The organism is Mycobacterium pseudoshottsii JCM 15466 (genome assembly GCF_003584745.1).
GTDB classification, from domain to species: Bacteria; Actinomycetota; Actinomycetes; order Mycobacteriales; family Mycobacteriaceae; genus Mycobacterium; species Mycobacterium marinum.
The window spans coordinates 227,721-240,736 of record NZ_AP018410.1; the positions used below are offsets into that span (position 1 = coordinate 227,721).

Below are 13,016 nucleotides of genomic sequence, written 5' to 3' on the forward strand. Positions count from 1 at the left end.
GGGTCGGATGACGCCCGTAACAGTGTGCCGCGCTTGCGGTGTCGAACCCCTGGAGAATGCGCGGTTCTGTCACGAATGCGGCGCACCGGTCGGTGCCGCCGATACCCGTGCCGAATACAAACAAGTCACGGTGCTGTTCGCCGACGTGGCGCATTCGATGGACATCGCGGCGGCCGTCGGTCCGGAGCGACTGCGCGAGATCATGGCCGAGCTCGTCACTCGTGCGTCGACGGTTGTGCAGCGCTACGCCGGCCGGGTGGACAAGTTCACCGGCGACGGCGTCATGGCAGTGTTCGGCGCACCGGCGGCCCTGGAGGACCACGCCCTGCGCGCGTGTCTGGCCGCGCTCGACATCCAGGATGAGGTCGCGCGCCTGGCGGCGGACATCAGTCGCACCGACGGCGTCGAGCTGCGGCTGCGGATCGGCCTCAATTCCGGCGAGGTGATCACCGGCGGGATAGGTCCGACAGCGTTGGGATACACCGCGGTTGGCGAGCAGGTCGGCATGGCGCAACGGATGGAGTCGATCGCTCCGGTGGGCGGGGTGATGGTCAGCGACACCACCGCGCGGCTGGTCGAGGGTGTGGTGCTGCTCGGGGCGCCCCAGCGGGTGCAGGTCAAGGGGATGGGCACGGCCTCGGCGCGGGAGCTGCGCAGCGCGACCGCCCAACACCAAAGAACCGATACCGCCGAGTCGACACTGGTGGGGCGCGGGTGGGAAGTGGCCGCCGTGTCGACCATGCTGGATCGCGCCATCCACGGACGTGGTTCGGTGGTCGGGGTGACCGGTCCGGTAGGGATCGGAAAATCACGACTCGTCCGCGAGGCCATCGGCCTGGCGAAAAGTCGTGGGGTCACCGTGGTGCACACCTACTGTGAGTCGCACGCCGCCGACGTCCCGTTCCGGGTGATGATGCGTCTGCTGCGGGCCGTCGGCCAGGCCAGTGGGCTCGACGATGAGGCGGCGCGGGCGCGGGCGCGGGTTCGAGACCGAGTGCCCGACGCCCAGCTGGCGGATCTGCTGCTGCTCGACGATCTGCTGGGCATCGCCGCTCCGGGTGCCGAGCTGCCCAGGATCGACCCGGACGCGCGCCGGCGCCGGTTGACCGGGCTGATCAACGCATCCCAGTTGGCGCGCACCGAACCGGTGGTTTTCGTCCTCGAGGATGTGCATTGGATCGACGAAGCCAGCGAGTCGATGCTCGCGGACTTTCTGACGGTGATGCTGCAGACCCCGTCGCTGGTCTTGTTCACCTATCGCCCCGAGTATCGCGGCGCCCTGCAGCTGGTGCCGGGTGCCCAGACGATTGCGCTGGCGCCGCTCACCGACGCGGACGTGTCGACGCTGGTCGCCGAGCTGCTCGGCCAGGACCCGTCGGTCGCAACCATCGGCCGGGTCATCTCCGAGCGGGCCGCGGGCAACCCGCTGTTCGCCGAGGAGATGACCCGCGAACTCGCCGAACGCGGCGTGCTCACCGGCGAGCGCGGCAGCTACCAATGCCGCACGGATGTGGCCGAGATCCGGGTGCCCGCAACCGTCCAAGCGGCCATCGGTGCCCGCATCGATCGGCTCAGTCCGGCCGCCAAACAGACGCTCAGTGCCGCCGCGGTAGTCGGATCCCGGTTCAGCTCCGATCTGCTGATCGGCCTGGGAATCGAACCCTGCATCGACGAGTTGCTCGATGCCGACCTCATCGACCAGGTCCGGTTCACCACACGCGCCGAGTACGCGTTTCGGCATCCCGTGGTTCGCACCGTGGCCTACGAGGCGCAGCTCAGGGCCGACCGGGCCCAGCTACACCGCCGGCTGGCCCAAGCGCTCGAAAACACGGAAGCCGATCCGGGCGACCACCATGCCGCGCTGATTGCCGAGCACTTCGAGGCCGCAGGAGATTTGGTGGCCGCCTACCGCTGGCACATGCGCGCCGGCAAGTGGGCACTGAACCGCGACATCGCCGCGGCGCGCCTGAGCTGGGAGCGAGCCACCAGGATCTCCGATGCCTTACCCGCCGACACCCCGGACCGATCGGTCAAGCGCATCGCGCCCCGCACCATGTTGTGCGGTTACGCGTGGCGCGTCCACGTCAACATTTCCGATGCGCACTTCGCTGAACTGCGTGAGCTGTGCCTGGCAGCCGGGGACAAGACCTCGCTCGCCATCGCGACGGCCGGGCTGGTGATGGATCGCATCTACCAGGCCCGCATCCACGAGGGATCCCGACTGGCGTCGGAGGCAATGGGCCTCATCGAGTCGATTGGCAATCCAACCCTGACGGTGGGGCTGTCGCTGACGGCCATTGTGGCCAAGGCCGAACAGGCCCAGTGGCTCGATGTCCTGCACTGGTCGCAGCTGGTGATCCAGCTGGCCGACGGAGATCCCACCAAGGGCAACTTCATGATCGGGTCGCCGCTGGCGCTGGCGTTGACGACGCGGGCCATTGCCCGCTACTGCCTGGGCCGTCCCGGTTGGCGCGACGATGTTCACCAAGCGGTGCAGACCGCCGGCGCCACCGACCCGGTGGCCTACGCCACCGTTGTCGCGTTCGTCCACAATCCGGGAATAGCGTTCGGAGTGTTCAGCCCCGACGAAGCCGCGATACGCGAGATCGAGCAGGCGGTGCAGATTGCTCAGCAGGCCGGCGATGACCTCGCGCTGAGCTCGGCCCAAATCTCGCTGGGCATCGCGCTGTTGGAGCGGGGCACCGAGCCCGGGCGCGACCGCGGATACGGGTACCTCGCCGATACCGGGGACACGCTGATGCGCCGCGGCTACTCGCTGGGGGATCTGCCCATCGTCGAGGCCTACCTGGCGCGCGAGCGTGGTCGTCGGGGAGATCGTGACGACGCCCTACCGACGCTGCGCACGGCCGTTGACACCCTGTACCGGCAGGGACAGCTACTCAGCTGGGGGCTGCCGGCAACACATGCTCTGGTGGAGACGCTGCTCGACCGGGACACCGAGGCTGACTGGTCCGAAGCCCAGGCCGCGATCGAGCGGGTAGCCGACGAGCCGCCGGATGGGCCCCAACCGTTGCGCGACATCTGGCTGCTGCGGATGCGGACGGCGCTGGCGGGCGCGCGCGGTGGCGGCGGCGACTATCAGCGCTTGCGTGAGAGCTACCGCGACATGGCGCGCACGCTGGACTTCGGCGGACATCTGGGGTGGGCAGATGCGATGCGGTGACGAGCCGGGGCGGGCGCCTTGTAGTGGTGCGCGCCACGATTAATGGACGCATCGACTGGATACTGTCCTTAGACACCCACTCAGAGAGCGGAAGAAGCGCGTGGCTCCAAGTTTTCAAGACGTCATCAAGTCCAAATATCTGTTGCTGACCACGTTCACTAAGGACGGCCGCCCGAAACCTACCCCGATCTGGGGGGTGCCCGACGGAAACCGGCTGCTGGTGATCACCGACGACGAGTCGTGGAAAGTCAAGCGGATCCGCAATACACCGCGGGTGACGCTCGCCCGCAGCGGTTCGCTGGGCAAGCCCAAGAGCGAGCCGGTCGAGGCGGTCGGGCGGGTGTTGCCCAAGTCGGAAACGAGGCGGGTCTACAACGCCGTGCTGAAGCGGTACTGGTACCACGCGTGGTGGTTCTACCCACATTCGATCGTGCGTGGTGGCATCGACAAGGTGCACATCGGTCTGGAGATCGAGGCCGCCTAGTCGGCCGGCCAGCCGAGCCTGCCACCATAGAAGGCGTGACCACCGTAATTGTGGTGACGTTGATCCTGCTGGGACTCGGCATCGTGACCAACGAACTGCTTCGGCTGCGCAGGTGGCTGAAAAATGCCCCACCCGAAGCAGATGGCGTCCAACCCCCGGACGGGGATGACTGAACTCGCCCCAGCGCTTCGCGGGCTAGGCGGTGAGGGCGGCGACCGTGTCCGCCAGCGTGGTGCGCGGATCCCGATAGGTCACGCCCAGCTCCAGTTCGCTCGGCGAATCATCGGAGTCCGGCATCTGCGTGTAGTACTGCATTCCCGCGGCAGTGAACGGGTTGTCGAAGGGCAGATACGGGCCGGCCAGATCGAGCAATGAACCCGCACCGCGCAGCACGCTGTCGGGAATCGGAACGCTCACTATCGGCGTCTCGGCCACCTGGCCAAGCATCTTCGCCAGCTCCGGCACCGGAATTCGATGCCCGCCCACCATGTACCGGCGAGGACCGCGCCCCGGCTCCAGCAGCGCCGCGTGCACCGCGGCCACGTCGCGGACGTCGATGATCAGCCAAGCCGCGTTGCGCCCGGGAATCGTGCGGATCTCCAGCGCGGCCTTGACCCCCTCGCCGGCCTCCCCGAATTGGTTGCCGACCGGCGGGCCCAGCACCATGCCCGGATAGGTGATGTTCACCGGTGCGCCGGCATCCTGCAATCCGCGCGCATAGATTTCGACCTGCGCTTTGGACGTTCCGTAGCCGTCGGATCCCCCCACCACCGGCAGGTCCGCCGAGAGGGTTTGCAGGCCGGGGTGGAAAAGGGCGGTAAAACTCGAGACGTGCACGATCGGATCGAGTCCGAGTGCGACGGCCTGTCCAAGCACGTTGCGAGCACCCTCCATGTTGGTGCTCAGCATGTCTTGAGTCTGGCGCTGGTCGGTCGCCACCAGTGCGGCACTGTGGACGACGGCGTCACATCCGGTGAGTGCCTCGCGCACCAGATCGCGGTCTTTGATGTCGCCGATGATGAAGTCGGACACATCGACGCCCAGCTTGGCGACCGACGACTCCAGTTTCGCGGGATTTCGGACCAGAAAGCGGACCGAATGCCCCGCATCGGCGATGGCCTTGGCGGTCCAGCCGCCAACAAACCCCGTACCACCGGTTACCAGAACGTGCATGCAGTGATTGTGCACGGCGAGTCGCCCCATCTGGCGGCGGGGGGCAATGGCCCGGCTACAGGTGGTGCGCCGGGAAGTCCGCGCCTTGGCCGGTCATCCCGTTCACGGCGTACAGCGCGTGCGCTGCCGCGTCGTTGCCGCCACTGCAAACCGGGTCACCGCTGGCACACAACTCGATGGTGCGGGGTTGATACAGCGGGCCGATAGTGATCGGCGGGGCTCCGTAGTGCTGCAGGAACTGCTCGGAGGGAGTGCCGAAAAGGGTCACTGCCGCAACATGATCAGCGATGTCCGGCGCCATGGGTTTGGGCACCGCCGCCGCGGGAACCCCCGGCGGTACCGACGCGGAAGTGACGTAGCCGGCCACCGCAGCGCCCTGCGAATACCCGCCGAGCACCTCTCGGGTCGCGGGGCACTTGGCCGCCATCGACTCGATATGTGAGCTGGCGTCGCGGATGCCGTCGATCACTGTCCGCGGGAAATCGCTGCTGGAGAAGTCGCTGCTGGCGGGGTAGTCGACCGCATAGACGGCCAAGGACTTGGCGCCGATATCCGACCGCAACGCGGCCACGAAAGATCCCCCGATGCCGCCGATACCCGGAGGTTCGCCGGTGCCGCGGGCGAACAACACCTCGACATCCGGACACGGTTCGGCGGCCGCGAACGGCACCCGGATTCCCCCTCCCACCAGCGCGCTTACCGCCGTTGCCGCACCGACGGCAAGCCGACGCGTCCATGTTGCGTTTCTCATGCTTATTCCAGAGTTAGGAGTTGGTGCGCTTGGCAACCGGATACCCGAGGGTGGCCAAGCGTGAAACCTGTGCCGCGGCCCGGCCCCGCAATGCTATCGAGGCTGCCCGACATCAGGGTGTTCGTGAAGCGCCCAGTTTCGGATCCGAATTTCGATCGGTGGGCACCATCCCGCGCGGCAGCGTCAGGGCCAGATCGCTATAGGTAACGATGCCGGGGGCCGCGGCAACGACAGCCGGAATCGCGTTGATGGTGGGCATCGCGGTCATGATGTGCCCGAGCACCATGAAGTCGGCGATCGTTTCGGCCTGGAAGTAGGGCGGCGGCAGAAAGCTGACTTTGGTTGTAACCGTGGGAGTTCCGTCGACCTGGATGACCCAGCCATCCTGGTCCATCTGCCAGTCCGGATCGAGGGTCTGTCCCTTGCGCCACCGGACATTGAGCTCGACGATGGTCCGGCCGCCCGCCATTCCCTGCCAGCTGGCGTGGACGCCCGCGACACATCCCGCCGCAATGGTCCAAGAACCCAGGTCGAGGTCCGCGGTGGTCTGCGCGTGTTCGGCCACACAGCGGACCTCGTCGAGTTCGACCCCCAGCGCGTCGGCGACCAACCGGACCGCCTCGCCGAAGATGGCCGTTCCCTGGGCGGTCATCGCCTGCAGCTGCGGATGGTCGATCGGCTGGCCGAAGCCGACCGGCCGCTCGGTTGCGGGGGAGTCATAGAACGTGGTGTCGGCGGCCTCGTTGACGGTCACCTTGTCGATCCGGTTGCACACCATCGCCGACACAATGGCCAACAGTTCGGCAAACCCCGGACTGACGCCGGATCCGAAGATCGTCGAGCCGCCGTGGCGGCAGGCCGCCAGAATCCGGTCGCGGCCGGCGCCCAGGTTGTGCCCGGTGATGAACGCCGCCGTGGTCACCACATTCACTCCGGCCGACAAGATGCGCACCAGTTCGTCCACGTCAATCCACATCGGGTTGTAGACCACGCAGTCCGGTTTGAGGGCCAGCAGCGCCTCGACGTCATTGCTGGCGGTGATGCCCAGCGGTGCCATGCCGCACAGTTCGCCGGCGTCGCGCCCGGCCTTCTCCTGCGACCAGGCGTAGCACCCCACCAGTTCCAGCGCGGGGTGAGTCGCGATCGCCTGCAGCGAACTCTTGCCGACGTTTCCGGTGGTCCATTGCACGACCCGATAACTGTTTGGCACTCGCTCAGCATAAGAATCGGGGCGGATCTTCGAGGGGGAATCAGTAGGCGGACTCACTGGCCAGGATCTCGGCCAGAAAAGCGTCCGGTGGCGGCCGGTCCAGCCGGTCGCGCACCCAGCGGCGCACCCGGTCGCGGGTCTGGCGTGATTCCGCGATGTCGGCCCCGATCACTACCGACGTGGCGGCCCAGTTGTGGTCCCATGCCGAGGTCTGGGTCATGGCGCGCCGTTGCGCGTCGACGAGTGCGACCGTGGCCCGGCCGCCGGCATCCAGCGCGCCGGTGCCGCTGGCCTCACCGGAGCGCACTCGGACCGGCACGTCGGTGGCCGGCTGTGCTCCGATGAGGGCGGCCCGCACGACGGCGACAACGGCGGACCCGGCCGGTCCGCCGGGCTCGATCGTCCAGTCGACGGTGTCTTCGGCCGCATCGAATATCGCCGGCGGTACTCCGTCCCAGTTGATCGACGCCACGCCACGGCCGATCGACGCCGCGCCGCGCGGGCCTTGCCCGGCGCCGGCGGCCAGCGCATAGTCGTCGCGCCGTCCCGTCGGCATCGTCACCGCGACCGATGAATCATCAATTGCGGCAGAAAGTTCCGTCCAGCCGGCGCCGTCCGTGCCCACCTCGTCGGCAAGATGAGCCCCGGCCCGCACCAGTGCGCGAATGCGTGCATCATCGGTCCGGACATGTGCGGTCAGGGCGCCGGCGTGCGGCGCCAGCAGTTCGGCGACGTCCGAATCCAGGGTGTCGTCGGTGAAGAAGCCCTGTGCCCCGACCGTCAGCAGTGCGACCTCGACGTCGAGCAGCGCCCGGTCCAGCCCGGCGATGTCGTCGCGTTGACTGGCCGGCCACCAGCGCCGCAGCCAATGGCCGACGGCCAGGCGTCGCAGGCCGGCGGCGGAGCCCGGGATGAGGTCGACGCCGCGGAGGTCGACGTCACCCGCCGGGTGCCCGGCCACCGCCGAGAGCACCGCGACGTGTCCGGATTCGCCGACCACACGCCAAAGCCAGTCGGCGCGCGCCGCGTCGGTGAAGGTGATGCGGGTGGCCGCCTCCCCGCGCGGGTCATCAATGACCCAGGACAGCACCGCCCCACTGACTTCCAGCAGCGCAATCAGTGGAGACGCCGGGAGTTGCTCGTCGGGGCCAGTGGCACCGGTGCTCCACAATCCTGACTCGGCCACCAGTTTCATCCGGCCACCTGCAATTCCAGCATCGACTTGATCCGCTGCCGATGGTCGAGACTCACCGAACGCGCGACACTGTCGAGTAGCGACCGCACGTCGTCGACGTCCGCGCAGGGCTCCTGCCAGACATCGCGCCCGTGCAGTCGTGCCCAAAGTCGGCTCAGGTAGGGCTGGGCGTAGGCGGCCAAGTCGTCGACCACCTGACGTTGTCGTGGATGAATCGGCCCGCCGTCGGCAAGGTAGCGGCGGGCGTGCAGCACGTAGGCCTCTTTGCGCAGCCGCGACTGAATCTGCGCGGCCAATGCGTAGCGGTTGGTCATGGTTCGGTCCAAGGGGGCCAGTTCGACGGCGACTTCGATCCCGGCCACCAGGGTCGCCTGCTTGTCGTCGCCGAGCAGGCCCCATGGGGCGCAGGCCCGGTCGACTTCCTCCTCGCACAGTAAGGGGATGTCTGGCAACGCATCTCGGTCCAGGGCGCGGCGGAGGGTGGCACGCACCCGATCCACCACGGTCCGGTCCAGGGGACGGTCGCTGGCGGAGCCGGCATTGACGGTGGGGGGTTGTTGTGGCGCAACCGAACTCAAGCCCAGTGCGACTATCGACCAGGGCAGCTCGCCAGATTCGACGCGCGCCAGTGCGCCGAGGTCGTATGCGGTGGTGGAGCCGGCCAGCATCGACCAGGCGCGCTGGCGTGCGATGACGGCACCGTGGTTGGGAGCGGGGCCCAGCGCCGTGCCCAGTGCGGTCCGGAACGCATCGATCGCCGCGCGGCAGGTCGAATCCGGTGCCCGCACGTCGCGCCAGCTTCGACTGAGTTGATCGGTAAGCGCGGCCACCACTTCCGGACTTGCCAGATATTCATGCAACACCTCGATCGCGGTGCGGTCGCGCCCCTGATGGATCTCGTGCAGCACCGTCGCCGGGGTTTCACGATCACCGGCCGCGGGCGGGCCCTTGGTGATCGCCAGCTCGAAGCACACCGGGAAGTACAACTCCTGGGCGTTTCCGCTGCGGATCCGCAGCTTGCGCCGCTCGGCTTTGAGCACATCGAACCACGATGCCGCAGAGCATAATTGGACAGCGCTGCCAAGGATCGCGTCGTGCATCAACGTCGCGGTGGCCGGGTCGACGACGGGCGCTGAATACTGGGGATTCGACCGCAACCGCAGCACCAGTGGATCGATGATGCGCTTGACGGTGCGACTCAACGGACCGCCGTCATCGCTGCTGAGCAGTTCGACCCCGGGGCCGATCGCGCGCCACGCCTGATCGATCACCGCGCGGCGGGGACTGCCCACCGCTACGGTCGTCGTCAACTGTGGATCCGCGCACATGTCAACAGGATAGGGGCATTGACGCGGATACTGATATTCCCAAAGTTGGGTTCGGTAGCCGATTGTCCCCGCGAGGCTGGCGCTATGAGCAAACCCAAGATGCTGGCCATCGGCGCCGAAGTTGCGCTGATCGCAACCACCCTGTGGTACCTGGTGATGCGCGACTTCCGGATCGCACTGGCCGGGATCGGGTTTGCTCTGGCCACGGTGAGTCTCATCGGCCACGCCAGCTACGCGGCACGACGGATGCCGGGGGTCGCTCGGACGGTCGGAGTGGGTACGGTGCGCACGGTCGAAGGCGGCGAGGCCGAACCTGGCGACGGTGAGCGCCAGATCTGGATCGAAGTGGCCAGCGTGCACGGCGACACCTTCATCGGCCGACTAGTGCAGGACGACACGGAAACAGACACGGCGACATTGCGCCCCGGACTGGTGGTGTTGGTGGCGTTTGATCCCGCCGACCGCCAACAGCTTTCGCTGCCCGATGACGTGTTGGCCGTTCGCGCCAGGGGTCTGGCCATCGGTTGACCATCAGCGTGCCCCGTCGACGGCGAAACTGACCACCGCACCCCAATACAACGGACTGGCGCTGGCCTCGCCGTCACGCCAGCGTCGCATTTGGGCGCGCTGCCAGCGATTTACGGCGCACCCGGCTTCGTCGGCCTCGTGGGCCGAATCGATCGCGGCGACGATCTCGGTCATCGGGTCGGTCATCGGGTCTGCCGGATCGCCGTCCTCGGCGACGAACTGCCGATAAGCCGCGGTGGTGGGAAGCGACCACAGGGTGGCGGTCACCAGCTGCGCCCCGCCCAGGATGGTCGCCGCCACCAGTCCGGTTGCCTCATCGAATTGGTAGTCGCCGCCGGAGGCACAGGCCAGCAGCGCCACCCGCGGTGGCATCGACATCCGCAGCGCCATCAGATCCGAGGCGGTCAGCGGCCGGTGGTCGCCGATTGCGGGGGCATCCCCGGGTATTGCGGCACCACACGCCAGATGCAGCGCCGCATGGTCGGCATGCCCACCCTCGCTATCGGCCGAACTGGCATGCCCGACGTACAAGAGCCGACTTGGTTGTTGCACCAGCAATTTCGACAGCCAGTCCCGGTCGGTATCCCTGCGGCGGAACAGCTCACTGGGCGAGTCGACCGCCGGCAACACGGGGCGACGTCGCATCAGTTCGGCAAAATGCCTGGCGAGCGGGGTTTCCTCCGACGGCCTGCCCAGCACCGATCCCAGTGCCGAGTCGGGCCGCTGGCCGGGCACGCGCGGGTCGAGTATGAGTATCGGCGGGCCGTCTTTGCGGGCGGCCCATCGGGCCGGCACGCGCGCGGAGTGCACGATGTTCTGGGGCACCGCCAGAAGGATGTCGACCAACTCCATCAGCCGGTAGCCATCGGTGTACTCGGTGATGTCGGCAAACTGCCAAGGGATCCGGGCGGCCGCTCGGCCGCTGGCGGTGATCGCCTCCTGGCGAGCCCGCACCAACTCTTCCCGGGTGGGCCCCGCGGTCGGCAACGCCAGCAGCCCCCAGGGCACCCGCGCCAGCCGGGCGCTGGGCGAGATGAACAGCACCGGCCGCGGCGATGCCGCGCACTCGGTCAGCAGTTGCCATCCGGGCGTGCCGATCAGCAGTACCCCCAGGATGAACGCGACCGTCAGTTCGCTGTCCCGCGTTGCGAATGGGCCCCAGCAAAGTGCGCGTTCGATGGCCTCGCGCCGGTCCTCGTTGCCGTGGGGCTCGGGTAGTGCGTCGGTCAGTTCGGCCAAGGCCGCCAGCAGGATCGGCTCGTCCACCACCCAGTTGACGGTTCTGGATGGTTGGCCGACCACGCGCAGACTCGCGTAGGTGGTGATCCCGACGTCGGCGTAACGCAGCACCAGAGTGGGGCGGTCCGAGTCGTTCATGGCCAGGTGGACCAGACGGGCTCGGCGGACGTGACGGCGCGACCGTAGCGTTGCAGCGCCAGCGCGCGATAGTGGCTCAGGATCGGTGGGGCGTCCGGTTGCATCTGCAAGGGCGGCAAGGGGCCCAGGCGTGTCAACGAGTTCGCCCCCTGCCGTGACGTCCCCGCTGCGGCGGCGGCCGGTTCGTCGGTGTCGACGAACGCCGGCGCGGTGGCGGTCGATGCCCACTCGCCCATGGCTTCGCGTGGCGGAGCGGGGCTAAACGTTCCTCGGGCGCTGTGGTATTCGACCAGTTCACTGATCAGCTCGGTATTTTCCCACTCCCAGGCGACGGCGAACGCGCCGGCCAGAATCGGGGCCGAGACATGGCTTGCCCAGCGTGATCTCGCGTCAGCGTCAGCGATCGAATAGCGAACCGAGTCGACGGCGAGCGCCGCGGGAACCTTGAGTTCGGCGGCCTGTTCCAGCTTGCTCATCGCACGCCAGTACCCCTCGGTGCCGATCTCACCGTGCAGCAGGCCGATTGACTCGGCTTGGCGGGCTTCGGTCTGCTGCAGTGTCTCCTCCGGATCGCCTGAGCCGTCGAACCCCAAGTCCGCCAGCGCGTCTGCCCGCCACACCGTGCCCAGATGACTGTCGAGTTGGGCGTACTGAAGCCAGCTGCTGCGAGGCGATGAGTCGAGCAGTTCCCGCGCCTGCGCGATCATCTCCACGGCTTGCGCGAAGCGGCCCCAAAAGATGGCTATCCAGCTGCGCTGCAGCAGAATGCGGTGCAGGTACAGGGGCCTTCCCAGGTCACGCCAGTGCTTTTCGGCGTTCGCCCAGCATTGGTCGGCGACCTCGAGCGCACCGCTGGCCAGTCGGGTAAGGCCAAGGTAGAGCCAGCAGCGGGCGACATCGTGTGCGCGCGCGTAGCGGGAGATGATCGGCTCCGCTTCGGAGACCAGCTGCTCGGTGGCCGCGTGGTCGCCGACCACCCAGCGCGCCGCCGCTCGTTCTAATTGTGTTCTGGCGAAGGCAAATTCCCATCCCCTGGCCTGAGCGCGGGCCCCGGCGCGTCGCAGCCACGGTTCGGCCTCCGACAATCGTCCTGTCTCGACGCAGAACCTGCCGTATGCGGTGGCCCCGTACACCCAAAGGTGATCGGAGTATTCGGCGTCGGAACCGGTGTCCGGCCGGTTCAGCGTTTCGAGCACGGATTCCCAATTCGGCACCGCGTGGGTGTGTAGATCGTCGTCGCACAACGCGCTTGCGCACAGAATCCGGGCGTGGGTGAGCAGGAGCCGGTGCTCACCGGCAAGGTCGGGGAACTCCGCGCCGGCTGAGTCGGCCAGCGCGGTGAGTTGCCGCGCGGCGCCTTCGTGATCGCCCTCGGCCGCGCACAGGCCAATCTGCAGCAGGGCGGCGCGCTGGGAATAGCGGCAGATGAGGTGCCTGACTTCGGTGTCCGACAGCTGTATCTGGGCGGCCGCCTCCGGCAGGGTACCGTCGAGAATCTTCGAGTAGCTGGCCAAGCAGTCACGAATGCGCCGGACGCACTCGCGCACGCCCTCGGTCGCGCCGCGGACCAGGTAGATCTCGCCCAGCTGCGCGAATACCTGCAGTGCGAGGTCATCGCGATCGGCTTGTTCGATTTGCGGCAGCAGCGCGATCAGCAGCTCCCGGGCCGCGTCCTCGTCCGCGGCCAACGCCAGGTGCCGGGCGTGTTCGAGATCGCCGGAGATCGACACGGCTGCATCATAAGTCCGTTTTGACCGCGACAGACCGGACCGGTGGACAAGCGATG

General features: G+C 67.7%; 11 protein-coding genes. 4 read left to right on the forward strand and 7 right to left on the reverse strand.

Translation table 11 applies throughout. From position 1 onward, the window contains the following. Positions 1-7: 7 nt before the first annotated feature. From MPSD_RS01065 to MPSD_RS27950, 3 genes are all read left to right on the forward strand, one after another. A complete protein-coding gene (locus MPSD_RS01065; RefSeq protein WP_086085084.1) occupies positions 8-3,184 on the forward strand; it encodes an ATP-binding protein in 3,177 nt (1,058 codons plus the stop codon). A gap of 100 nt (positions 3,185-3,284) precedes the next feature. Next, positions 3,285-3,668 carry a PPOX class F420-dependent oxidoreductase gene (locus MPSD_RS01070; protein ID WP_012396762.1) on the forward strand — a complete coding sequence of 128 codons (384 nt, stop codon included), beginning with the start codon at positions 3,285-3,287 and terminating at the stop codon, positions 3,666-3,668. A gap of 35 nt (positions 3,669-3,703) precedes the next feature. Next, on the forward strand, positions 3,704-3,841 hold the full coding sequence (locus MPSD_RS27950; RefSeq protein ID WP_020730974.1) for a hypothetical protein: 138 nt from the start codon (positions 3,704-3,706) through the stop codon (positions 3,839-3,841). A gap of 22 nt (positions 3,842-3,863) precedes the next feature. Here the strand turns inward: MPSD_RS27950 and MPSD_RS01075 are convergent, their stop codons facing one another. The 5 genes from MPSD_RS01075 to MPSD_RS01095 form a co-directional block, all read right to left on the reverse strand. Continuing rightward, a complete protein-coding gene (locus MPSD_RS01075; protein WP_036427032.1) occupies positions 3,864-4,841 on the reverse strand; it encodes an SDR family NAD(P)-dependent oxidoreductase in 978 nt (325 codons plus the stop codon). Positions 4,842-4,896: 55 nt separating this feature from the next. Then, positions 4,897-5,592, reverse strand: coding sequence for a cutinase family protein (locus MPSD_RS01080; RefSeq protein WP_020785302.1), 696 nt, complete (start codon positions 5,590-5,592; stop codon positions 4,897-4,899). Between the two features lie 112 nt (positions 5,593-5,704). Continuing rightward, positions 5,705-6,802 (reverse strand): NAD(P)H-dependent amine dehydrogenase family protein, encoded by a 1,098-nt coding sequence (locus tag MPSD_RS01085; RefSeq protein WP_086085085.1) that lies wholly within the window; start codon positions 6,800-6,802, stop codon positions 5,705-5,707. 40 nt (positions 6,803-6,842) lie between these two features. Next, the gene (locus MPSD_RS01090) at positions 6,843-7,997 is read right to left on the reverse strand and encodes a hypothetical protein (protein WP_020785300.1); all 1,155 of its coding nucleotides are present in this window, start codon (positions 7,995-7,997) and stop codon (positions 6,843-6,845) included. Then, the gene (locus MPSD_RS01095; RefSeq protein ID WP_036426023.1) at positions 7,994-9,325 is read right to left on the reverse strand and encodes a hypothetical protein; all 1,332 of its coding nucleotides are present in this window, start codon (positions 9,323-9,325) and stop codon (positions 7,994-7,996) included. The genes MPSD_RS01090 and MPSD_RS01095 overlap by 4 nt, the downstream gene beginning before the upstream one ends. A gap of 84 nt (positions 9,326-9,409) precedes the next feature. Here MPSD_RS01095 and MPSD_RS01100 point away from each other — a divergent pair, with 84 nt between their 5' ends. Further along, positions 9,410-9,853 (forward strand): hypothetical protein, encoded by a 444-nt coding sequence (locus MPSD_RS01100; protein WP_020785298.1) that lies wholly within the window; start codon positions 9,410-9,412, stop codon positions 9,851-9,853. Between the two features lie 3 nt (positions 9,854-9,856). Here the strand turns inward: MPSD_RS01100 and MPSD_RS01105 are convergent, their stop codons facing one another. After that, the gene (locus tag MPSD_RS01105; protein ID WP_086085086.1) at positions 9,857-11,230 is read right to left on the reverse strand and encodes a CHAT domain-containing protein; all 1,374 of its coding nucleotides are present in this window, start codon (positions 11,228-11,230) and stop codon (positions 9,857-9,859) included. After that, a complete protein-coding gene (locus MPSD_RS01110) occupies positions 11,227-12,960 on the reverse strand; it encodes a hypothetical protein (protein ID WP_020785296.1) in 1,734 nt (577 codons plus the stop codon). The genes MPSD_RS01105 and MPSD_RS01110 overlap by 4 nt, the downstream gene beginning before the upstream one ends. Positions 12,961-13,016: the final 56 nt, after the last annotated feature.

Bases quoted from the DNA above. Each gene is read 5' to 3' on its own strand.
- MPSD_RS01100 (WP_020785298.1), top strand. From the start codon at position 9,410: ATGAGCAAACCCAAGATGCTGGCCATCGGCGCCGAAGTTGCGCTGATC.
- MPSD_RS01075 (WP_036427032.1), bottom strand. From the start codon at position 4,841: ATGCACGTTCTGGTAACCGGTGGTACGGGGTTTGTTGGCGGCTGGACC.
- MPSD_RS01105 (WP_086085086.1), bottom strand. From the start codon at position 11,230: ATGAACGACTCGGACCGCCCCACTCTGGTGCTGCGTTACGCCGACGTC.
- MPSD_RS01095 (WP_036426023.1), bottom strand. From the start codon at position 9,325: ATGTGCGCGGATCCACAGTTGACGACGACCGTAGCGGTGGGCAGTCCC.
- MPSD_RS01065 (WP_086085084.1), top strand. From the start codon at position 8: ATGACGCCCGTAACAGTGTGCCGCGCTTGCGGTGTCGAACCCCTGGAG.
- MPSD_RS01080 (WP_020785302.1), bottom strand. From the start codon at position 5,592: ATGAGAAACGCAACATGGACGCGTCGGCTTGCCGTCGGTGCGGCAACG.
- MPSD_RS01090 (WP_020785300.1), bottom strand. From the start codon at position 7,997: ATGAAACTGGTGGCCGAGTCAGGATTGTGGAGCACCGGTGCCACTGGC.